The organism is Tardiphaga sp. P4_G1, assembly GCF_056401215.1.
The window spans coordinates 262,902-282,397 of the sequence record NZ_JBFUJU010000004.1 but is presented as its reverse complement, the minus strand read 5'-3'; the positions used below and the strand labels follow the sequence as shown (position 1 = coordinate 282,397).

Here is a 19,496-nt window from a genome sequence, read left to right as displayed (position 1 = left end):
TAACGACAGTCGCGGGACTGAATACAAGCAAAGGCCCGAAGTCTATTCGACTTCGGGCCGTGGCGTAACGACGCAGATGCGTGGATAGATTCGTCAGCTCTCGGATTCGACGAAGACTTCGTCGCGCTTCTTTCGCAGTGCGGGAAGCACAGCGAGGATCAGCAGGAACGCCGAGATTGCCATCAGGGTGGCCGACAACGGACGGGTGAAAAACACCGTCGCATCGCCGCGCGAAATCAGCAGTGCACGACGCAGGTTCTCTTCCATCAGCGGACCAAGCACCATGCCGAGCAGCAGCGGCGCCGGTTCGAAGTCATGCTTGATCAGCCAGTAGCCGAGCAAACCGAACACGCCTGCGAGCACCACATCCATCGGTGCGTTGTTCACCGAATAGATGCCGATGCTGCAGAACACCACGATTGACGGGAACATCAGGCGATACGGCACACGAAGCAGCCGAACCCAGATGCCGACCATCGGCAGGTTGATGACGAGCAGCATCAGGTTGCCGATCCACATCGAGGCGATCATGCCCCAGACGAGTTCCGGCTGCTTCTGCATCACCTGCGGACCCGGCACGATGCCGTGGATGGTCATCGCGCCGACCATCAGCGCCATCACGGCGTTCGGCGGAATGCCGAGGGTGAGCAGCGGGATGAACGAGGTTTGCGCTGCAGCGTTGTTGGCGCTTTCCGGCGCTGCAACGCCTTCGATCGCTCCACGACCGAAACGCTTCGGATCCTTCGACAGCTTCTTCTCAAGCGTATAGGCCGCGAAGGATGCGATGACCGCGCCGCCGCCCGGCAGAATGCCGAGAATGGAGCCGAGCACGGTGCCGCGCAGAATTGCAGGCGCAGAGTCCTTCAAATCCTTCTTGGTCGGCATCAGGCCCGTGACCTTCTGCTGCACGAGCTGGCGATCTTCCTCGCCGCCCGCATCCAGGTTGCGGATGATTTCCGCAAAGCCGAACAGACCCATGGCGACCGTAGCAAAACCCAGGCCGTCAGCGAGTTCAGGGATGTTGAACGACATGCGCGACGCGCCGGTTTCGATGTCGGAACCAACCATGGACAGCAGCAGACCGAACACGATCATCGCGATCGCCTTCAGAACCGAGCCCTTGGCGAGCACCACGGCAAAGATCAGGCCGAGCACCATCAGCGAGAAGTATTCTGCAGGACCGAACGCAAGCGCGAGCTTGGTGAGCGGCGCGCCGAGCACAGCGATAAGGACCGTCGCAACGCAACCCGCAAAGAACGAGCCGATTGCTGCAATCGCGAGCGCCGGACCGGCACGGCCCTGCTTCGCCATCTGGAAGCCGTCGAGCGCAGTTACGACCGAACCTGCTTCACCCGGAATATTGACCAGGATCGACGTGGTCGAACCGCCATATTGCGCACCGTAATAGATGCCGGCGAGCATGATCAGCGCGCCGACCGGCGGCAGACCGAACGTGATCGGCAGCAACATCGCCACGGTGGCAATGGTACCGATGCCCGGCAGAACGCCGACCAACGTACCGACCAGCGCACCGATCAGACAGAGCAGAATATTGATCGGAAGCGGGATCGACATTCCGCCGAGGAACGCCGGCGTCCACTGCACGAACTGGAAGACGGTGCTGAAGCCAAGACCGAGATTCGAAAAAAGATCACCCATGACGCCCTCGTTCTTAGCGGATCAGAAATGTCGGCCACATCTGCAACGGCAGACCAAGCGCATACGGGAACAGCAAGGCGCAGAAGCCCGTGAGGCAGGCGCCAACGATGATCGTTTCTTTCCAGCGCGTCTCGGGCGTGCCGAGCGCAGCAATCAGAAAACTCGACATCGCCGCGAAGATCATGCCCATCGGACGAATGCCGACCGCGAAAACCAGAATGGCCAGCGCCACAAAAAACGGACCGCGCCAGTGGAACTTGGAGAGCCCGGGGCCCTCTGTGAAAATGCCGACAACGGTTACGGCTGCACCAAGACCCAGCAGCAGAATGCCGAACATCCGCGGCGCGGTACCTGCTCCGAACGAAAAGCCATGCATGCCCTGCAGATCGCTGGATGCCCACAGAGCAAATGCAGCAATCGCCACCAAAGCAAGGCCGCCGATAAAGTCTTGAGGGCCTTTGACCCAGCTCGGTAAGATGGATTTCTCCGGCGCATGGCTCGGCGCATCACTCATTGGTACGTTCCCCTGTCACGAGCATTTAGCCCAAACAACATCGTTCGGAGACCGCCCAACGGCTCCGTGGTCAAGCTTGCTAGCGATTTTCGTCAGAGAACGCCAGCGAAACCAAGAAGGCCCCCGGCAACTAACAACCATAGCGGGTTAAGCCGCGTGGCAAACGCCAAAACGGCGGCGCTCCCCGTTACCAGAAACGCCGTCCAGGTGGTGTCAGAAGCGAACAGCAGAACCAACCCGCTCGCGCTCATGAGACCTATCGATAAGGGGACCAGCGCGGCCTGTACGATTCCCGGCCATTGCGCGTGGCCCGACCGCGCAAGCGATTGGCTGACAAAATAAGCAAACACGGCCGTCGGCCCGCACATGGCCAGTGTTGCAACCATCGCACCGAGGATGCCAGCGACCTGATAACCGATCAGCGTCACAATGAGAACATTCGGCCCCGGCGACAGCTGCGAGATCGCAAACACATCCGCGAACTGCTTGTCGGACATCCAGTGGTTGACATCGACCGCGAGCCGATGAATTTCGGGAATGGCCGAATTGGCGCCGCCCACGGCAAAAAGCGACATCAGCCCGAACGACCAGGCCAGCGTGACAAGCGATCCGGGAGTGGCATCGTTCATGCTGCCGCCCGCCGTCGCATCAACATGGTCAGGCCGATACTGACGGGAATCGATACCAGAAGAACCGTCGGCAATGGCCATCGCATCACGCCAACGGCGACGAAAACGGCGATCAGGAGCGCCAAGCTGACCGGCTCACGCTTCTTCAGAAGAGGCAGCATCATTCGGAAAATTACCGCGAACAGCAGTCCAACGGCAGCGCATGAGACGCCGGCCAGTGTGCGCCGCAGCGCTTCGATATCCCCAAAGCGTGCATACAGGATCGCCAGAATGGTCACGATGACCACGGGCGGACCCAGCAATCCCGCAAAGGCTGCAATGGCACCAGGCACACCGCGAAACCGCGCCCCGAACACCACCGACAGATTGACGATATTCGGCCCCGGCAAGAAATGGCAAAGTGCGAAAGTCTCATTGAATTCCTCGGGCGTCATCCAGCCGTGCTGCTCGACGATCGCCCGGCGCGCCCAAACCAGAACGCCGCCGAAACCGGCCAGGGACATCTTTGCAAAGGCAAGGAATAGCGTCAGCAGTCCCGGCGGCGATGCCGACGCGAGTTCCGCAATGGGGGCATCAGCCTGTGGTGAACTTGGACGCATGGTCCAGAACTAGGGCCATCCGCCCATCGGGCCAATCGATTTTTGCCTGTTTCCACGCCAATCGGCGGTTGAAATGACCGCCCGGCTGTATCGCGTCCAATTTGCGTCATATATAGAGGGCGCCAGCTTTTCCGGCTGCTGACCTCGGGTCAAGACCGGGATAGAATAGATAGAACAGTATGTGACGCGAGTCGGCCTCCGGCCTCGCCCTCACTCCATATATGGCCATGACCAAGACAAGCGACGGGACCGACCGATGGCAACCGATCATATTCGATACGATGTGCTGGCGCGCGACGCCCTTCGTGGCGTTCTGCGGCGCGTGCTGATCGACGCTGCCGAGCATGGCCTGCCGGGCGAGCACCACTTCTTTATCACCTTCGTTTCAACGGCCGACGGCGTCAAACTGTCGCCGCGCCTGCTGGCCCAGTATCCAGAGGAAATGACGGTGATCCTGCAGCATCAGTTCTGGGATCTCGTGGTCACCGAAGATCGCTTCGAGGTCGGCCTGTCCTTTAACGGCATCCCCGAGCGCCTCGTCGTGCCGTTCAACGCCATCAAGAGTTTCTACGATCCCTCGGTGCAGTTCGGCCTGCAGTTCGAAACCGAAACCGCTGTAGAGACACCGGCTGCCGGTGCGTCTTCCGCAGCCACTGCGGCATCTGCTCTCGCCGCCCCTCCGGCTCCGCCCGCGCCTGCTTCAGAGGAAGAACCGCCAAAATCGGGCGAAGGTGCAGAAGTCGTCCGTTTAGACCGCTTCCGGAAAAAATAATCGCAAGACGTTGTAAGGTGCCGGGGCCGCGTTCGCGCGGCCCCATTCTTATGCGCCGCACCCGCCAGAAGTCTCTGCAGGGAGCGCGGCATCGCAAGGACCGTACCCATGGCCAAATCCTCGAAGACCTCCGCCACCACCCGCACCGAAACCGACAGCTTCGGTCCGATCGAGGTCGCAGCGGATCGTTATTGGGGAGCCCAAACGGAACGGTCGCGACAGAATTTCAAGATCGGTCACGATCGCATGCCTATGCCGATCATTCGCGCGCTCGGCATCGTCAAGCTGGCGGCGGCCGAAACCAATCGCGAACTCAAACTTCTCGAGCCCAAGCTTGCAAAGGCCATTGTGAGCGCAGCACGCGAAGTCATCGACGGGAAGCTGGATGATCACTTCCCACTGGTCGTCTGGCAAACCGGCTCCGGCACGCAGACCAACATGAATCTCAACGAGGTCATTGCCAATCGTGCGAACGAGCTTCTTGGCGGTGAACGCGGCGCCAAGAAGCCCGTGCATCCCAATGACCATGTCAACATGAGTCAATCGTCCAACGATTCGTTTCCGACTGCGATGCACATTGCGGCAACGCAGGGTATTGTTGAGTACCTCATCCCCGCACTAAGCGAACTACATGCTGCGTTGCGCAAGAAGGAAAAAGCCTTCGCAAAGATCGTGAAGATCGGACGTACACATACACAAGACGCGACGCCGCTCACGCTCGGGCAGGAGTTTTCAGGCTATGCCGCACAGATCGAAAGCGGCATCAAACGCCTACGAAGCGTCGTGAAGGATCTCTACCCGCTCGCCCAAGGTGGAACTGCAGTCGGGACCGGCCTCAACTCCAAGCCTCGTTTTGCGAAGTTGTTCGCGAAGCACGCAGCAACAATTACCAAGCTGCCTTTCATCACTGCACCGAACAAATTCGAAGCACTCGCATCAAACGACGCCTATGTGTTTGCACACGGTGCAATCAACTCAGTTGCAACTAGTCTATTTAAGATTGCAAACGACATCCGATTGCTCGGATCCGGGCCACGTTCCGGACTTGGCGAATTGATACTTCCGGAGAACGAGCCTGGCTCATCGATCATGCCTGGAAAGGTAAATCCGACACAATGTGAAGCAATGACAATGGTATGCTGTCAGGTATTCGGTAACCACACGGCAATTACGGTGGCCGGCAGTCAGGGGCACTTCGAGCTCAATGTCTACAAGCCGGTGATGGCCCATTGCATGATGCAGTCCATCCAATTGATGGCGGACGTTGCGCGATCCTTCACAGAGCACTGCATCGACGGCATTCGCGCCGATGAAAAACGAATTCATGAGCTGATGGAACGATCACTGATGCTCGTGACTGCACTCGCACCGAAAATCGGTTACGATAACGCGGCGAAAGTAGCTAAGGTTGCTCATGCAAACGGAACGACATTGAAGGAGGAAGCGCTGCGGCTCGGTTTTGTTAGTGCAGCAGAGTTCGATCTTCTTGTTCAGCCGGCCAAAATGATACATCCTGGGTAAGCAAGAATATTTGCTCACAGCTTGTTGAGAATAACTCCAGAAGGAAATAGTTATAATTCATATCTGCTAAATGGTTAGAATGGTCGCATATCAGACGCGTTTTTCCTTGTGATACAGCAGAAGGTGATCTGGTTACGCTTCGTAGATGACTTCATTTTTCTGCGGAGCTTGTTTGGAACTACGGAGAATATTTTAGGATGGATACCGAAACCGAATTCACCCTCGTCTCGTACAACTACTGGATGGTGAAGACGACGTTTCCCACCCCATCATTTTTTAAAGACAGGAGCGATCATGGGTGACCTGATCAATCTCAATCGCTTCAAGAAGCGCACTGCACGAGAGGAATCGGCAAAACAAGCCGATATAAACCGTGCGCGCTTCGGACGAACTAAGTCAGAACGAACATTGCAGGAGCAGCGCACAGTCCGTGCGAACAACGTGCTGGATCAGCATCACATCGATGGCGAGGACGCATCATGAAATCGCCCGTAGTTAAGAGATCGATCGTTGTTGCGGGTCACAAGACCAGCGTGAGTCTCGAAGAGGCGTTCTGGAACGGCATGAAGGAGATTTCGAATCTTCGCGACATGACGCTTTCCGAGCTGGTTGGTGAGATCGACACAAACCGTCAACAGGGCAATTTGTCGTCCGCGATTCGGCTGTTCGTGCTCGATTACTTCCGTACACGTGCCGTTCCGCAACAGCGGATGCCGGAGCACAATCTCTCGGCGTAAACACAGCCGACCTTAAGCGAATCGCTTCGCCGCCGGTTGTGTTTGCTGAGTCATCGTCAGAACGTCGGCCGCGCTGAACTCGCGGTCGGCGGTGTCAGTACTAGCGGAGGCGCGGGCCTCGGCCTTGGTGCGCGCGCAGCACCGGGTGCCGGACGAACTTCAATGGGTGCTGGCAGCGGCGCAACCTGCTGACTTGCAACAGGCGGTGTCGCGGGACGAGGCGTAGCAACCTTCGGTGCAAGACGGCGCGGATCGCGACCGGGAAGAAGCACGTCGGAGGGCGCAGAGGCTGTCGGTGGATCGCTCGCAGGCGCCTGCGTGTCGACGGGCAGCGAGGCGGACGGCGGAGGAACGGCAACGGGCACAGCCGCCGGTGGCAACTCACCGCGTTCAAGCGAATCAAGCCGGCGCGTCTCGCGATCGATTGCGCGCACTGCGAGCCAGGATGATAACGCCGCCACATCTAGCGTGCGATCAAGCTTGTCTGGCGTTCCCACCGCGAAGATCTGAACTTCCGGTCGAACGCTCGAAGTCCCCGCGCTCGTGCCGGTCAATGTCGCGCGCATATCCACCTGGTCGGCAACGATATCGTAACCTCCTGACACGATGGCACGCCCTCCTTCGCCATCGAGCGTCGTCGCACCAACGCGCAGGCGGCTATCCTTGATACTGAACGGGACCTGCACCGAAGTTACGGAAAATGCACCGCCGGTGATCGCTGTATCGACGATCTGACGCAACTTGACGTCATTCGTGGCCTGCCCAGAATCGCTGGCGCGAATGGCAATGTCGAAGGCACGTGGATCGAGGCCATTGATGCGCGCCCCGTCGATCGTCAGCAATCCACTGCCGGACAATGCGCCTTCCAGAGCCGAGGCACTCCGCCCCTGACTGGCCAGCGTCATCCGCAGCGACGTCTTGCCCGCGGGCATTGTCAGAGAGCGATAGCGCAACGCCGCTCCATCTACGCCGGAAAATTGCACGCGGGCGCCAAGCGCATATCCGCTGATCGATGGCTTCAGATCGACATCGGCCGTGATCTCGCCGCCACCGACAGACCCTTTGATCGTATCGATCGTCAGGGCCTGGCCATCACTCTTCACAGTGCCACTGATGGGACGCAATTCAACACCGCCAGGCAATGTCCCGCGCAGCGCCTGAAAGGCCAACTGCCCGCGCCATCCCTGCAGCACACCATGCCCGAGCGGATCCGTGGCGTCGCGACCTCTCGTGCCCACAGCGAGACCAAAGGCCGGTCCAAGTTCGATCGCATCCATGCCGATCTGACCATCGATGGCTTTCTCGGCACCGAGCGTCAGCGCAATACGGCCGCGCACGCGTGAGCCAGCCAGTGTGCTGTCGATATCCTCCAACGTAACTTTGTCGCCGTTCAATGTGAGCCGCGATGACAGGCTGACATTCTGCGCGGCCGTATCCGACGGCTTGAGAGCGACTAGCGGCGCCAGATTGGCGCGACGTATCGCAAGCGCGAGCGATGCTTTCGGTGATCCCGCCCAAGGTTCTGCACTACCCTGAACATCGGCATCGACATCCGCGCCGGACAGTTTTGCCGTGACGCGCAGCGGCGCGCGCCATTGTCCTTTTGCCGATCCTTCGAAATTCACGATGGCATCGCTTGCGGCGATCACGTTACTCAGACCCAGCAATGCGAGAAGCGGTCCCCCCTGCCCGGCCAATTTGGACTCGAGTGCCACATCGCTGCGCGACAGTTCATTGAGGTCAACGCCACGCATCGCCGCTACGGGAGCAGATGCGGTCAGCGTCGTCGTCCCCTTCACTTGCGGTGCATCGATATCGAATACGGCGCGCGCATTTGTGCGATCGGCGCGTTGTTGATCCTTTGCCAGATCGAGCGACAGTTTGACGCGAACCGCGCCCGGCGCTGCAGCCATAGAGCTGAGTCTCGACGCAACAGTCGGTGCCAGCGGCGTGAGCAAGTTGCTGATCTGACTCATCGATGCGGACGTGGCGTTGAGTGTCAGTCCGCCCGTGGCTTCCATGCGATCGAACGACGCGCGGCCGTCGAGCATCAGGCCGGTGGCTTCACCGACTTTGAAGCGATCGACCGAGATCGTCTTTGGGCTGTAGGCCAGTTGCGCCACGAACGGGCGCATCTCCTGCCCGGCTGACACAGCACGGCCGATATCGAGTGACACCTGCCCTGCATCTGGCCACTCGGCCTGCGGCTCGCCAAGCGACCGGATCAAAACCACCGCTGCGTCGAGATCGAGCCGGTCGGCCTTCAGGTCGGCATCGAAGCGGGAGCCGCCAGCGGCAGACGGATACAAATATGCAGCACGACCTTCGACCGTACCGCCGTCGATCTCCGCCTTGAGTGCCTCGATGGCCAAGCGATTGGACGCCGAAGTGATATTGCCGCGAATGCGTAGCGGCTTCTGATTGCGCAAGCCGATGTCTGTTCGGCCCTTGAGCCACGCAGCAAGCGTATCCGGATCGGACGACTCGACCGCGATCGCCCCCTTGAAGCCGCTCGATGCACCTGGCTGTGCTGCGCCGCCGCTCAACGTGACGCGGGTCGCGCCTGGCGCGCGAAACTCGAGACGATCGACCGTCCATGTTGCTGCATCGCTACGCAGGTCAGCGCCGATATTCTGCACAGGCTTTCCGCCGAGCATGATCTGCTCCACGCCAATCTCGATCTGTGTCGCGAAGGGCGCCATCGGCATGCTCGACAACAGTCTGCGCAACGCCGGCAATGGCGTCACCGCATCGTTGGTCGCTTGATCCCTGGAGAGCAGGCGATCGGCATCCAGTTGCTTGGCCGACAGCACCGCATGCAGCAGTGGCGATGTGCCAAAGCGCATGTCAGCAAGACCAGCGAACCTGAAAGCGGTCTCTTCCGCGCCATAGCTGGCTTCAAGCGCTTCCATATGCGCAGCCGCCGGGTCGGCCTTGACCTTGGCGAAGACGCGCCACGGCGTCGGCAGTTGATCGCCCGCGCCATTCGCCTTCAGGCCGGCCGGGCTTGCGAGAGTCAGTGCGCCGTCGAAGCGTGGCGTGCGATTGTCGAAGTTTAGTACGCCATCGAGATCGACGGACAAGGGCTTCTCGCCGGGGTCCACAGTAAAACGAACGCGCGTGCCGTTGCCGTCGCCGGTCGGCCCGGAGGACAAACGGAACGGATAGCGCGCGCCCGACAACAGGAAATTGCCGTCACCGCGCATGGCGCCGGCCGCCAATGAGCGAACATCGCCGCTGAAGGCGACGTCGTAGAGTTCGAGCGTGCTCTTGCTCGCCGCATCATGGAGCGCGACGCGACCGGTGATATTCAGCCGATCAATCGCCAGCGCGCCAAGATTGAATGGCCCGGTGGAAGCCGGAAGTTCGATACGCCCCTGCGCGTTGAGGCCGAGATCGACCGCAGCGCCGCCGATGGTGAGTTCTGTCGCGCGCCATTCGCCGCGCATCAACGAACTCAGGCTGAATTCCACATCGAGATTGTCTGCACGGATCCTGCCGAGATCGTTGGGACTGCCCACCGTGATTGACTGCAGCCGCAACGACGGCGCCGGCAGCAGCCGCGCCTCCAGCCCGCCGCTGACGCGAACGGGCGCACCGACCACGCGCGTGGCTTCAGCCTCGAATTGCGGGCGGAACTGATTCCAGTCGACAAAATAGGGCCCGACCAGAGCAGCAACCAGCGCCAGGATAAATGCAATTGCCAGGCCGAGCAGTGTCGTCTGCACCGAATCTCCCCTCAAGCGCTCCGGCAGAATGTTCACCTGCCTGCCAGGCAAAGTGCATTGCAGCACATCACTGGGCAATACGCCTTACAGACGTTGCAGAGCCACGCAGAAATACGCGGGAACGCATCTATTTATAGAACCAACTGTGGCGAAGTCACAGCACGCAATACATGGCCAGATCAGCCATCCCTCGCCATCCGCTTGCGGCAAATCGCCCGGCTTCGATCAAGTCGAAGCACCCTGCTCCAGCGGTTTTGCGGCGCCATGGGCGCGGTGCAAACGTCCGGCCACCGCCCTTACCTTGCCTGGCGACGCCATCCAGACCGCAAAGGTCGCGAGGAAGCTGACTGCGATTCCAAGGGCAAATGCGGGCGTATAGGTACCAAAGTGGTCGTGCAGGACACCCGTCACCAAGGGGCCCGCGGCGCCACCGGCCAACGCGGCCAGCATGAGCGTGCCGAAAATGCTGCCGAAATGCTCGCCCTGGAAAATCTCGGAAACCACTGCGCCCATGATGGACGTCACGCCATAGCCCAGCAGGCCCTGCGAGATCACCATGACATAGACGAGCGCCAGACTCGGCACGGACTCCAGCGCAATCAGGGACGCAAAGCAGATTGCGAAACCGACACCGCTGACGGTCCAGATCCATTCGCGGCCGATGCGATCGGACAAATGGCCCAGAAATATCTGGCCGGGCACACCGAACAGACTGACCATACCGAGCGCCCAGGCGGCGACACCCGGCGTGAAGCCGATGTCGAGCAGATACTTGGTTTGATGGACCTGAACCGCGTACCAGGCATACAGCCCGCCGAACAGGCCGAGTGCGAGCCACCAGAACCGCGTCGTGCGCACGGCGCGCGCCAGCGTCCAGTCGATACTGGCCCAGACAGGGTCGACCACATTGGATATATGCTTCGTCGACGACGTCGGTGCCGGATCGCCATCCGGCAGCAGCCCCATATCCTGCGGGCGCTTGCGCAGCAGCAGGTTGATCGGCACCAGTACAACCAGCACCAGGAGCCCCACTGCGGTGCAGGCGGTGCGCCAGCCGGTCTGCTCGATCATCACCTGCACCCAGGGCAGCACCGTTACGGAACCGATGCCGACGCCGGCGAATGCGAGGCCGACCGCGAGGCCGCGCTTGCGGCTGAACCAGTTCGGCAGAAACAGCGATTGTCCGGAATAGCCGAGGCAGACGCTGCCTGCGCCGACCAGAACGCCGATGGTCAGGTAGAGATGCCACGGCTGCGTCGTCAGCGGCGCCAGCAACAACCCGGCTGCCATCAGCACGGTGCCAAGCTCCATCACCGCGCGAGGGCCGCCACGATCCATCAGCCTGCCCATCAGCGGGCTCATGATCGCGGAAATCAGGAAGCCGAATGAAAAGGCACCGGCGGTGACGCCACGGTCCCAGCCGAATTCCTGGAGAATTGGCGGGAAGAACAGCGAGAACGATGTCCGCGCATTGACCCCGATGGCCATGGAAACGAACGTGACGGCGACGATGACCCAACCATAGAAAAACGGTAGCCGCATCGGATGATGCCTTTTTTATTGGACGCATTCTGCGTCAAAGCTTTTTGATTGCACCTTCCGTAACCGAAAAGCGCAATCCATGCTGGTATATAATTATATCTACAACTTTAAACTTTTTAAGAATAGTTAAGCATCGCCGCTGCTGCCGAATTTTCCCGTCCGCATTCGGCCTGACCGGACGCGGCAATCTGGCGTGACGCCGGCGGCAGGATTTTCCCGGGATTGAAGATATTGTCAGGATCGAGCGCCTTCTTGAGCGCCCGCATGGCGTCGAGCGCCTCACTGCCCAGTTCGGCCTGCATATACTTTTGCTTGCCTTGCCCGATGCCATGTTCACCTGTGCAGGTGCCCCCCATCGCCTGCGCCCGTTGAGCGAGGCGATGCATGAAGTCCTCCGCGCGGGCGACCTCATTGGCATCGTTGCGATCGCACACCATCGAGCAATGAAAGTTGCCATCGCCGACGTGGCCGACGATGGGCGCCAACAGGCCGAGCCGCGCGAGATCCTCTTCCGTCGCAGCGACACATTCCGCGAGTTTGGAAATCGGCACGCAAACGTCGGTGGCCGCGACATCGGAGCCCGGTCGCATGCTCTTCACCGACCAATAGGCATCGTGACGGGCCTGCCAGAGCCTGGTGCGATCCTCCGGCTTCGTCGTCCATGAGAAATCGCCACCGCCACATTCCAGTGCGATCTCGTGAAAATTTCGCGACTGCTCGGCCACTTCGGCCTCGCTGCCATGGAATTCCAGCAGCAGCAGCGGCGTTTCCGGGAGCGTCAGCTTGGAATAGGAATTACAGGCACGAACCTGCGCCTCGTTCAGCAGCTCGATCCGAGCAACGGGAATGCCGGTCTGAATCGCGAGAATCGTCGCCTGACAGGCACCTGCCACCGTGGCGAACGAACATGACGCGGCAGCCATGGTTTCAGGAATGCCACGCAGCTTGATGGTCAGCTCGCTGATGATACCCAGTGTGCCCTCAGCACCGACAAACAGATGCGTCAGGTCGTAGCCCGCCGAGGATTTCTTCGCGCGGGTGCCGGTCTTGATGATCGCACCATCGGCGCGCACGACCTTGAGCGCGAGCACGTTGTCGCGCATCGTCCCGTAACGCACTGCGTTGGTGCCGGAGGCGCGCGTCGACGCCATGCCGCCAAGCGACGCATCGGCGCCGGGATCAATCGGGAAGAACAGGCCCTGATCGCGCAGATTTTCGTTGAGCGCCTTGCGGGTGACGCCGGGCTGAATCACGCAGTCGAGGTCTTCGCTGTGCACTTCGAGGATATTGTTCATGTCGCGCATGTCGATGCAGATGCCACCGGCCGGCGCATTGACCTGACCTTCCAGCGACGTGCCGGTGCCGAATGCGATCACCGGAACTTTGTTCGCTGCACAAATCCGGACCACGTCCTGGATATCCGCGGTTTCCTGCGCGAACACGACGCCATCCGGCGGCTGGTTGGCAAGCCATGTCGTGGTATGGCCATGCTGCTCGCGAACCGCCTGCGACGTCACCAGTCGATTGCCAAAACGCGCCGTCAGCGCTTCAAGCGTCGTGGCCAAGGCCTTCGGCTCCGGTCGTTTCAAATTGTTCGCAATGCTAGCCACAGCAGTCCCTCCGACGCGGCGGGACCGTGGCAAAGGTTGTATAACGGGTCAAGAGACGTGAGAGCGGGACAGGAATTACCGATGACTGAGCCAACCGACGATCTGCTGCAGCAACCCGTCCCTTTCCGGGCGCATGTCATGCAGATCGAACCGCAATGGATCGACTATAATGGCCATCTCAACATGGCCTATTACAACGTGCTGTTCGACCGGGCGATCGACGACCTTTGGCTCAAGATCGGGATCGGTCCCAAATATATGAGGGCGCGCAACAACTCGACATTCACGGCCGAATGCCATGTTCGCTATGTCAGGGAGATTCATCTGGGAGATCCTGCGCAGGTGTCGATCCTGATTGTCGCTGCGGACGACAAGCGCATTCACACCTTCAAGGAGTTGCGCCACGCCACCGAGGGATGGCTGTCGGCGACGTCGGAAAACATGACGCTCCACATGGACATGACGGCCCGGAAGGTTGCGCCGTTTCCGCCTGATATCAGCGCCCGCGTGCAGGCGCTGGCCAATGCGCACCGATCCGTAGATCGCCCCGAGGGCATCGGCCGATCGATCGGGATGCCCTCGAAGAAATAACCGTCAGACGCGCGTGCGGCCGCGGACGAGGCCCACAACGGCCGAAATCAGGAACAGGACGATGGCGATGAAGAAGATCGCCTTGGCGATTTCGATGGAGGCGCCGGCGATACCGCCGAAGCCGAGAACGCCGGCAATAAGAGCGATAACGAGGAAGGTAACAACCCAGCTGAACATGGCACAAACCTCAGTTTTTGGTGTTTGACGCGGCATTCGCCGTCGCGCTTGATGCTGAAATAAGCCGGAGCGAAAACGAAAGTTCCCGACCCACGTACCAGCCAACATCACTGAAACGAGAGCGCTCCTGCGTGCCAACGGGCGTCAGATGAGCCGCATGCGGGGATAAGTCTGTCGCCAGAAGCCTCTCGCTCCTATATGCCCTCCTATCCTGCTAAGAAGGCTCCCCTTTAAGGCCCCACGGTGCCAACGTGGGCGGAATACGATTCGCATGAATGACGCACGCAAAATGCCCACCAACGATCTCCCTGCCTACCAACCGGCGGCGGGCGGCATTGGTGCGCGTGCGCGCGCTGCTGCGGCGCCAGCGGCACAGTATCTGAGCGGGCTCAATCCGGAGCAGCGCGACGCCGTCGAGACGCTCGACGGTCCTGTCCTCGTGCTCGCGGGTGCCGGCACCGGCAAGACCAAGGTTTTGACCTCGCGGATTGCCCACATCCTCAGCATGGGCCGTGCGCGACCCGGCGAAATCCTGTCGGTGACCTTCACCAACAAGGCCGCGCGGGAGATGAAGCACCGGCTTGGCATCATGCTCGGCCAGGCGGTCGAGGGCATGCCGTGGCTTGGCACCTTCCACTCGATCGGTGGCCGCATCCTGCGCACCCATGCCGAACTGGTGCAGCTGAAATCCAATTTCACGGTGCTCGACACCGACGACCAGATCCGGCTGCTCAAGCAACTCCTGCAGGCTGACAATATCGACGACAAGCGCTGGCCGGCGCGGATGCTGGCCAACCTGATCGACGGCTGGAAGAACCGCGGACTAACGCCATCGCAGGTGCCGTCCGGCGAAGCGGCCGTGTTCGGCAACGGCAAGGGCGGCAAGCTCTATGCCGCCTATCAGGATCGGTTGAAGACCCTCAACGCCGCGGATTTCGGCGACCTCCTGCTGGAATGTATCCGGCTGTTCCGCGAGCATCCGGACGTGCTGAAACAGTATCAGCAGCGCTTCAAATATATTCTCGTCGACGAATATCAGGACACCAACGTCGCGCAGTATCTGTGGCTGCGGCTGCTGTCGCAGGCGCCCGGTCAGCGCTTGCTGCCGGAAGCGGACGCGCCATCGGCAGACAGCAAACCGGCCGTGCCGCTCAAAAACATCTGTTGCGTCGGCGACGACGACCAGTCGATCTATGGCTGGCGCGGCGCCGAGGTCGACAACATCCTGCGCTTCGAACATGATTTTCCCGGTGCCAAGGTCGTGCGGCTGGAGCGCAACTACCGCTCGACCGGCCATATCCTTGCCGCGGCCTCACATCTGATCGCGCACAACGAGGGACGTCTCGGCAAGACGCTGCGTACCGAAGATGTCGATGGCGAGAAGGTCACCGTCACCGGCTCCTGGGATTCCGAGGAAGAAGCCCGCGCGATCGGCGAGGAGATCGAGCAGTTGCAGCGCGAGGGCAACAAGCTCAACGACATCGCGATCCTGGTGCGCGCCTCGTTCCAGATGCGCGAGTTTGAAGATCGCTTCGTTACGCTCGGCCTGCCCTATCGGGTCATTGGCGGCCCGCGCTTCTATGAGCGCGCCGAAATCCGCGACGCGCTGGCCTATCTGCGCGTGATCAATTCGCCGGCCGACGACCTCGCCTTCGAGCGCATCGTCAATGTGCCCAAGCGCGGCCTCGGCGATGCCACCGTGCAGATGCTGCACGATCACGCACGTCGTCGCCGCATTCCGCTCTCTGAGGCTGCCCGTCAGGTCGTCGAGACTGATGAGATGAAACCGAAAGCGCGCGGCAGCATGCGCGACCTGATGATGAGCTTCGAGCGCTGGCGCAAGCAAAGCGAAGTCATGCCGCATACCGAGCTCGCCGAGATCGTGCTCGACGAAAGCGGTTACACCGACATGTGGCAGAAGGACCGCTCCGCCGACGCTGCCGGCCGTCTTGAAAACCTCAAGGAACTCGTGCGCTCGATGGAAGAGTTCGAGAACCTGCAGGGCTTCCTCGAACACATCTCGCTGGTGATGGACCGCGAAGGCGGCGCCGACGAGGATGCCGTGTCGGTGATGACACTGCATTCGGCCAAGGGGCTCGAATTCGACAACGTCTTTCTCCCGGGCTGGGAAGAAGGCCTGTTTCCGCATCAGCGCGCGCTCGACGATCAGGGCCGCGCAGGATTGGAAGAAGAGCGCCGCCTCGCCCATGTCGGCATCACCCGCGCACGCCGCCGCGCCAAGCTCTATTTCGCCACCAACCGGCGCATTCATGGCACCTGGAACACGACGATGCCGTCGCGTTTCCTCGATGAGTTGCCGGCAGCCAATGTCGAGATCACGGAATCAAAGGGCGGTTCGGGCTGGGGCGGCGCCGGAGGCTACGGCGCATCGCGCTTCGACAACGTGGAATCGTTCGGATCGAGCTATTCGACACCGGGCTGGCAGCGCGCGCAGGCCAACCGTTCACGCGGCGGAGGACAAGGCGGCAGCGGCTTCAGCGAAGGCCAGTCGCCTTTCGGCGGCTCCTCTTCATCGCGAAACAAGCGGCCGATGACTATCGAGGGCGAGTTGATCGCGAAGTCCACCGGCACGGAGTCCGACTTCACGCTGCAGGACCGCGTCTTCCACCAGAAATTCGGCTACGGCAATGTGACAAAGATCGACGGCAACAAGCTCACCATCGTCTTCGAGAAGGCGGGTGAGAAGAAGGTCGTCGACAGTTTCGTGGAACGCGTCTGACAATGCCGGTCTATATTGCGCTCATTCAGAAGGACGCCAGCGGCACCTTCAACGTTTCCTTTCCCGACCTGCCCGGCATCGTGACCGCCGGCGACACCCTCGATGAAGCGATCGAGGAAGCCGAGGAAACGCTCGAATACGCGGCCGGAGACTGGCGCAATCCGGACGGCTCGAGCGGCCTTCCGACGCCGCGCACCATCGAGCAATTGCAGGACGATCCCACATTCGTCGATGCCGCGGATGGCGGCGTTATTGTCGAGATCGACTATGAGGCGACGGAATAGCTAGCCGTCCAAGCGCTTCTGCATTACGCTTTCTTTGGGGGAAGCGGTCATGCTGACGAATAGCCGCGATATCATCCAGCGTCTTGAGCGCGAAGGTTGGATTAAGACCCGCGTCACCGGCTCGCATCACGTCTTCAAACATCCCGAGACCGGGGACACACTCGTCGTTCCCCATCCCAAGAAGGACTTGGGGAAAGGTCTCGTTCGTGCCATTTATAGAGGTGCAGGCTGGAAGCCTGATTGAGGTTCGTCATGGCCCACTACGTCGCCATCATCGAGGAAACAGGACCAGCTCTCGCCGTCGGCGTCTGGTTTCCCGACTTGCCCGGCTGCACCTCTGCAGGTGACGACATCGACGAGGCCTTGCACAATGCGCCGGAAGCTTTGCAGCTGTACGCCGAGAGCGTCGCGGCTGAAGGACGAACGTTACCGCCTCCTCGCACCTTGACCGAGCTGAAAGAGGATGCGTCGTTCTCTGGCGAGATCGACGCGCATATGGTGGCCCTTGTCGAGTTTCGCGCACGCGCTCACGCCGCAGAATAGCCCCAAAATCGCCTATTCCGCGATTGCGGTGGCGCATCTTCATTCCTATGTACGCACCCCGCGCCCGACAAAGCCGTTTCGGCTGCGCCGGTCGTGCATCCCGGTATGACCGCCCGGTCCTCTGCCTTCCCCTTTTCGAACGATCATATCGCCGATGTCTCCCATCATTTCCGTTTCCAATCTGACCAAGAGCTATGCCTCGGGCTTTACGGCCCTGAAGGGTATCGACCTCGACATCAACCGCGGCGAGATCTTCGCGCTGCTGGGGCCGAACGGCGCTGGCAAGACGACGATGATCAGCATCATCTGTGGCATCGCCAATGCCACCTCCGGCAAGGTCATGGTCGATGGTCACGACATCGCCCGGGACTATCGCGCCGCGCGGTCGCTGATCGGGCTGGTGCCGCAGGAACTGCACACCGACGCCTTCGAATCGGTTTGGGCCACGGTCAGTTTCAGCCGCGGCCTGTTCGGCAAACCGAAGAACCCGGCGCTGATCGAAAAAATCCTGAAAGACCTCTCGCTGTGGGACAAGAAGGACAACAAGATCATCACGCTGTCCGGCGGCATGAAGCGCCGCGTGATGATCGCCAAGGCGCTGTCGCACGAACCGCAGATCCTGTTTCTCGATGAGCCCACTGCCGGCGTCGACGTCGAATTGCGCAAGGGCATGTGGGAAGTGGTGCGCACGCTGCGCGCTGCCGGCGTCACGGTCATCCTCACCACGCATTACATTGAAGAAGCCGAGGAGATGGCCGACCGCATCGGCGTCATCAACAAAGGCGAGATCATCCTGATCGAGGAAAAGACCAAGCTGATGGAGCAGCTCGGCAAGAAGCAGCTCAAGCTGTATCTGCAAGGCACGGTCACGGAGATTCCAGCCAGCCTGGCTCACTACAACCTCGAACTGGCAGCCGACGGGCATCAGTTGATCTACAGCTACGACACCAAGAGCGAGCGCACCGGGATCACCAGCCTGCTCGGCGATCTCCGCGAATCCGGCATCCGCTTCTCCGATCTCGACACCACGCAGAGCTCGCTCGAAGACATCTTCGTCAGCCTGGTGAGGAAGTAACATGAACTTCAGAGCTGTCCGCGCCATCTATCTGTTCGAAATGGCGCGCACCTGGCGCACCGTGCTGCAGAGCATCGTTTCGCCGGTGATTTCCACCTCGCTGTATTTCGTGGTGTTTGGCGCCGCGATCGGCTCGCGCATCACCTCCATCGAGGGCGTCAGCTACGGCACCTTCATCGTGCCCGGTCTGGTGATGCTGTCGGTACTCACGCAGAGCATTTCCAACGCCTCGTTCGGCATCTACTTCCCCAAGTTCACCGGTACGATCTATGAATTGCTGTCGGCGCCGGTGTCCTACGTCGAAGTCGTGCTCGGCTATGTCGGCGCCGCTGCGACCAAGTCGATCCTGCTGGGCCTGATCATTCTGGCCACCGCCGGACTGTTCGTGCCGCTGCACATCCTGCATCCGTGGTGGATGCTGACCTTCCTGGTGCTGACGGCAGTGACGTTCAGCCTGTTCGGCTTCATCATCGGCATCTGGGCTGACGGTTTCGAGAAACTGCAGGCGATCCCGCTGCTGGTGGTGACGCCACTGACCTTCCTGGGCGGTAGCTTCTACTCCGTCAGCATGCTGCCGTCGGGTTGGCGAACCGTCACGCTGCTCAATCCGGTCGTGTATCTGATCAGTGGCTTCCGCTGGAGCTTCTACGAAATCTCCGACGTCAGTGTCGGCTGGAGCATCGGCGTCACCTGCATGTTCCTGGTGATTTGCATGTTCGTCGTCTGGTGGATTTTCAAGACAGGCTACAAGCTGAAAAACTGAAATCGCTGATAA

The 19,496-nt window shown here is 60.5% G+C and carries 18 protein-coding genes and 1 pseudogene; 11 read left to right on the top strand and 8 right to left on the bottom strand.

All coding sequences use genetic code 11. The annotated features are described in order from the left end of the window. Positions 1-93: 93 nt before the first annotated feature. The 4 genes from AC1DUY_RS11730 to AC1DUY_RS11715 all read right to left on the bottom strand — a co-directional run bounded on the left by AC1DUY_RS11730 (position 94) and on the right by AC1DUY_RS11715 (position 3,401). A complete protein-coding gene (locus AC1DUY_RS11730; RefSeq protein ID WP_170849787.1) occupies positions 94-1,659 on the bottom strand; it encodes a tripartite tricarboxylate transporter permease in 1,566 nt (521 codons plus the stop codon). A gap of 13 nt (positions 1,660-1,672) precedes the next feature. After that, positions 1,673-2,173 (bottom strand): tripartite tricarboxylate transporter TctB family protein, encoded by a 501-nt coding sequence (locus tag AC1DUY_RS11725; protein WP_089268259.1) that lies wholly within the window; start codon positions 2,171-2,173, stop codon positions 1,673-1,675. A 92-nt stretch (positions 2,174-2,265) separates the two neighbouring features. Beyond that, entirely contained in the window at positions 2,266-2,802 is a 537-nt protein-coding gene (locus AC1DUY_RS11720) for a chromate transporter (protein WP_478114651.1), read from the bottom strand. Further along, the gene (locus tag AC1DUY_RS11715; RefSeq protein ID WP_089268257.1) at positions 2,799-3,401 is read right to left on the bottom strand and encodes a chromate transporter; all 603 of its coding nucleotides are present in this window, start codon (positions 3,399-3,401) and stop codon (positions 2,799-2,801) included. The genes AC1DUY_RS11720 and AC1DUY_RS11715 overlap by 4 nt, the downstream gene beginning before the upstream one ends. A 256-nt stretch (positions 3,402-3,657) precedes the next feature. Between AC1DUY_RS11715 and AC1DUY_RS11710 the strand changes: the two genes are divergently transcribed. The 4 genes from AC1DUY_RS11710 to AC1DUY_RS11695 all read left to right on the top strand — a co-directional run bounded on the left by AC1DUY_RS11710 (position 3,658) and on the right by AC1DUY_RS11695 (position 6,431). Next, positions 3,658-4,173 carry an SspB family protein gene (locus tag AC1DUY_RS11710; protein ID WP_089268256.1) on the top strand — a complete coding sequence of 172 codons (516 nt, stop codon included), beginning with the start codon at positions 3,658-3,660 and terminating at the stop codon, positions 4,171-4,173. A 108-nt stretch (positions 4,174-4,281) separates the two neighbouring features. After that, the gene (fumC, locus tag AC1DUY_RS11705; RefSeq protein ID WP_093760469.1) at positions 4,282-5,694 is read left to right on the top strand and encodes a class II fumarate hydratase; all 1,413 of its coding nucleotides are present in this window, start codon (positions 4,282-4,284) and stop codon (positions 5,692-5,694) included. A gap of 294 nt (positions 5,695-5,988) precedes the next feature. Further along, positions 5,989-6,177 (top strand): DUF4169 family protein, encoded by a 189-nt coding sequence (locus AC1DUY_RS11700; protein ID WP_068734044.1) that lies wholly within the window; start codon positions 5,989-5,991, stop codon positions 6,175-6,177. Then, positions 6,174-6,431: a ribbon-helix-helix domain-containing protein gene (locus AC1DUY_RS11695; protein WP_068734045.1), complete on the top strand. Its 258-nt coding sequence runs from the start codon at positions 6,174-6,176 to the stop codon at positions 6,429-6,431. The genes AC1DUY_RS11700 and AC1DUY_RS11695 overlap by 4 nt, the downstream gene beginning before the upstream one ends. A gap of 56 nt (positions 6,432-6,487) precedes the next feature. Here the strand turns inward: AC1DUY_RS11695 and AC1DUY_RS11690 are convergent, their stop codons facing one another. The 3 genes and pseudogenes from AC1DUY_RS11690 to AC1DUY_RS11680 form a co-directional block, all read right to left on the bottom strand. Continuing rightward, positions 6,488-10,159 (bottom strand): AsmA family protein, encoded by a 3,672-nt coding sequence (locus AC1DUY_RS11690; protein ID WP_478114399.1) that lies wholly within the window; start codon positions 10,157-10,159, stop codon positions 6,488-6,490. Positions 10,160-10,384: 225 nt separating this feature from the next. After that, positions 10,385-11,701, bottom strand: coding sequence for an MFS transporter (locus AC1DUY_RS11685; RefSeq protein WP_439057702.1), 1,317 nt, complete (start codon positions 11,699-11,701; stop codon positions 10,385-10,387). Positions 11,702-11,898: 197 nt separating this feature from the next. After that, a pseudogene (locus tag AC1DUY_RS11680) lies at positions 11,899-13,311 on the bottom strand (FAD-binding oxidoreductase); the annotation flags it as partial. An 81-nt stretch (positions 13,312-13,392) separates the two neighbouring features. Between AC1DUY_RS11680 and AC1DUY_RS11675 the strand changes: the two are divergent. Then, positions 13,393-13,902: a thioesterase family protein gene (locus tag AC1DUY_RS11675; RefSeq protein WP_478114396.1), complete on the top strand. Its 510-nt coding sequence runs from the start codon at positions 13,393-13,395 to the stop codon at positions 13,900-13,902. A 3-nt stretch (positions 13,903-13,905) separates the two neighbouring features. On the opposite strand, the gene AC1DUY_RS11670 is transcribed toward AC1DUY_RS11675, so the two are convergent. After that, the gene (locus AC1DUY_RS11670; protein WP_115033412.1) at positions 13,906-14,079 is read right to left on the bottom strand and encodes a DUF1328 domain-containing protein; all 174 of its coding nucleotides are present in this window, start codon (positions 14,077-14,079) and stop codon (positions 13,906-13,908) included. Between the two features lie 271 nt (positions 14,080-14,350). Here AC1DUY_RS11670 and AC1DUY_RS11665 point away from each other — a divergent pair, with 271 nt between their 5' ends. The 6 genes from AC1DUY_RS11665 to AC1DUY_RS11640 all read left to right on the top strand — a co-directional run bounded on the left by AC1DUY_RS11665 (position 14,351) and on the right by AC1DUY_RS11640 (position 19,484). Further along, on the top strand, positions 14,351-16,819 hold the full coding sequence (locus AC1DUY_RS11665) for an ATP-dependent helicase (protein WP_478114394.1): 2,469 nt from the start codon (positions 14,351-14,353) through the stop codon (positions 16,817-16,819). A gap of 2 nt (positions 16,820-16,821) precedes the next feature. Continuing rightward, a complete protein-coding gene (locus tag AC1DUY_RS11660; RefSeq protein WP_478114392.1) occupies positions 16,822-17,103 on the top strand; it encodes a type II toxin-antitoxin system HicB family antitoxin in 282 nt (93 codons plus the stop codon). 49 nt (positions 17,104-17,152) lie between these two features. Beyond that, a complete protein-coding gene (locus AC1DUY_RS11655) occupies positions 17,153-17,347 on the top strand; it encodes a type II toxin-antitoxin system HicA family toxin (protein WP_478114390.1) in 195 nt (64 codons plus the stop codon). Between the two features lie 8 nt (positions 17,348-17,355). Beyond that, complete coding sequence (locus tag AC1DUY_RS11650) at positions 17,356-17,646, top strand: type II toxin-antitoxin system HicB family antitoxin (RefSeq protein WP_478114388.1); 291 nt, start codon at positions 17,356-17,358, stop codon at positions 17,644-17,646. A gap of 154 nt (positions 17,647-17,800) precedes the next feature. Beyond that, on the top strand, positions 17,801-18,721 hold the full coding sequence (locus AC1DUY_RS11645; RefSeq protein ID WP_478114386.1) for an ABC transporter ATP-binding protein: 921 nt from the start codon (positions 17,801-17,803) through the stop codon (positions 18,719-18,721). A gap of 1 nt (position 18,722) precedes the next feature. Continuing rightward, positions 18,723-19,484 carry an ABC transporter permease gene (locus AC1DUY_RS11640; RefSeq protein ID WP_068734061.1) on the top strand — a complete coding sequence of 254 codons (762 nt, stop codon included), beginning with the start codon at positions 18,723-18,725 and terminating at the stop codon, positions 19,482-19,484. The last annotated feature ends 12 nt before the right edge of the window (positions 19,485-19,496 follow it).

What these genes read in the sequence shown, in the direction of transcription:
- AC1DUY_RS11730 (WP_170849787.1), bottom strand. Translation starts at nt 1,659, where the DNA reads ATGGGTGATCTTTTTTCGAATCTCGGTCTTGGCTTCAGCACCGTCTTC.
- AC1DUY_RS11725 (WP_089268259.1), bottom strand. Translation starts at nt 2,173, where the DNA reads ATGAGTGATGCGCCGAGCCATGCGCCGGAGAAATCCATCTTACCGAGC.
- AC1DUY_RS11720 (WP_478114651.1), bottom strand. Translation starts at nt 2,802, where the DNA reads ATGAACGATGCCACTCCCGGATCGCTTGTCACGCTGGCCTGGTCGTTC.
- AC1DUY_RS11715 (WP_089268257.1), bottom strand. Translation starts at nt 3,401, where the DNA reads ATGCGTCCAAGTTCACCACAGGCTGATGCCCCCATTGCGGAACTCGCG.
- AC1DUY_RS11710 (WP_089268256.1), top strand. Translation starts at nt 3,658, where the DNA reads ATGGCAACCGATCATATTCGATACGATGTGCTGGCGCGCGACGCCCTT.
- fumC (WP_093760469.1), top strand. Translation starts at nt 4,282, where the DNA reads ATGGCCAAATCCTCGAAGACCTCCGCCACCACCCGCACCGAAACCGAC.
- AC1DUY_RS11700 (WP_068734044.1), top strand. Translation starts at nt 5,989, where the DNA reads ATGGGTGACCTGATCAATCTCAATCGCTTCAAGAAGCGCACTGCACGA.
- AC1DUY_RS11695 (WP_068734045.1), top strand. Translation starts at nt 6,174, where the DNA reads ATGAAATCGCCCGTAGTTAAGAGATCGATCGTTGTTGCGGGTCACAAG.
- AC1DUY_RS11685 (WP_439057702.1), bottom strand. Translation starts at nt 11,701, where the DNA reads ATGCGGCTACCGTTTTTCTATGGTTGGGTCATCGTCGCCGTCACGTTC.
- AC1DUY_RS11675 (WP_478114396.1), top strand. Translation starts at nt 13,393, where the DNA reads ATGACTGAGCCAACCGACGATCTGCTGCAGCAACCCGTCCCTTTCCGG.
- AC1DUY_RS11670 (WP_115033412.1), bottom strand. Translation starts at nt 14,079, where the DNA reads ATGTTCAGCTGGGTTGTTACCTTCCTCGTTATCGCTCTTATTGCCGGC.
- AC1DUY_RS11665 (WP_478114394.1), top strand. Translation starts at nt 14,351, where the DNA reads ATGAATGACGCACGCAAAATGCCCACCAACGATCTCCCTGCCTACCAA.
- AC1DUY_RS11660 (WP_478114392.1), top strand. Translation starts at nt 16,822, where the DNA reads ATGCCGGTCTATATTGCGCTCATTCAGAAGGACGCCAGCGGCACCTTC.
- AC1DUY_RS11655 (WP_478114390.1), top strand. Translation starts at nt 17,153, where the DNA reads ATGCTGACGAATAGCCGCGATATCATCCAGCGTCTTGAGCGCGAAGGT.
- AC1DUY_RS11650 (WP_478114388.1), top strand. Translation starts at nt 17,356, where the DNA reads ATGGCCCACTACGTCGCCATCATCGAGGAAACAGGACCAGCTCTCGCC.
- AC1DUY_RS11645 (WP_478114386.1), top strand. Translation starts at nt 17,801, where the DNA reads ATGTCTCCCATCATTTCCGTTTCCAATCTGACCAAGAGCTATGCCTCG.
- AC1DUY_RS11640 (WP_068734061.1), top strand. Translation starts at nt 18,723, where the DNA reads ATGAACTTCAGAGCTGTCCGCGCCATCTATCTGTTCGAAATGGCGCGC.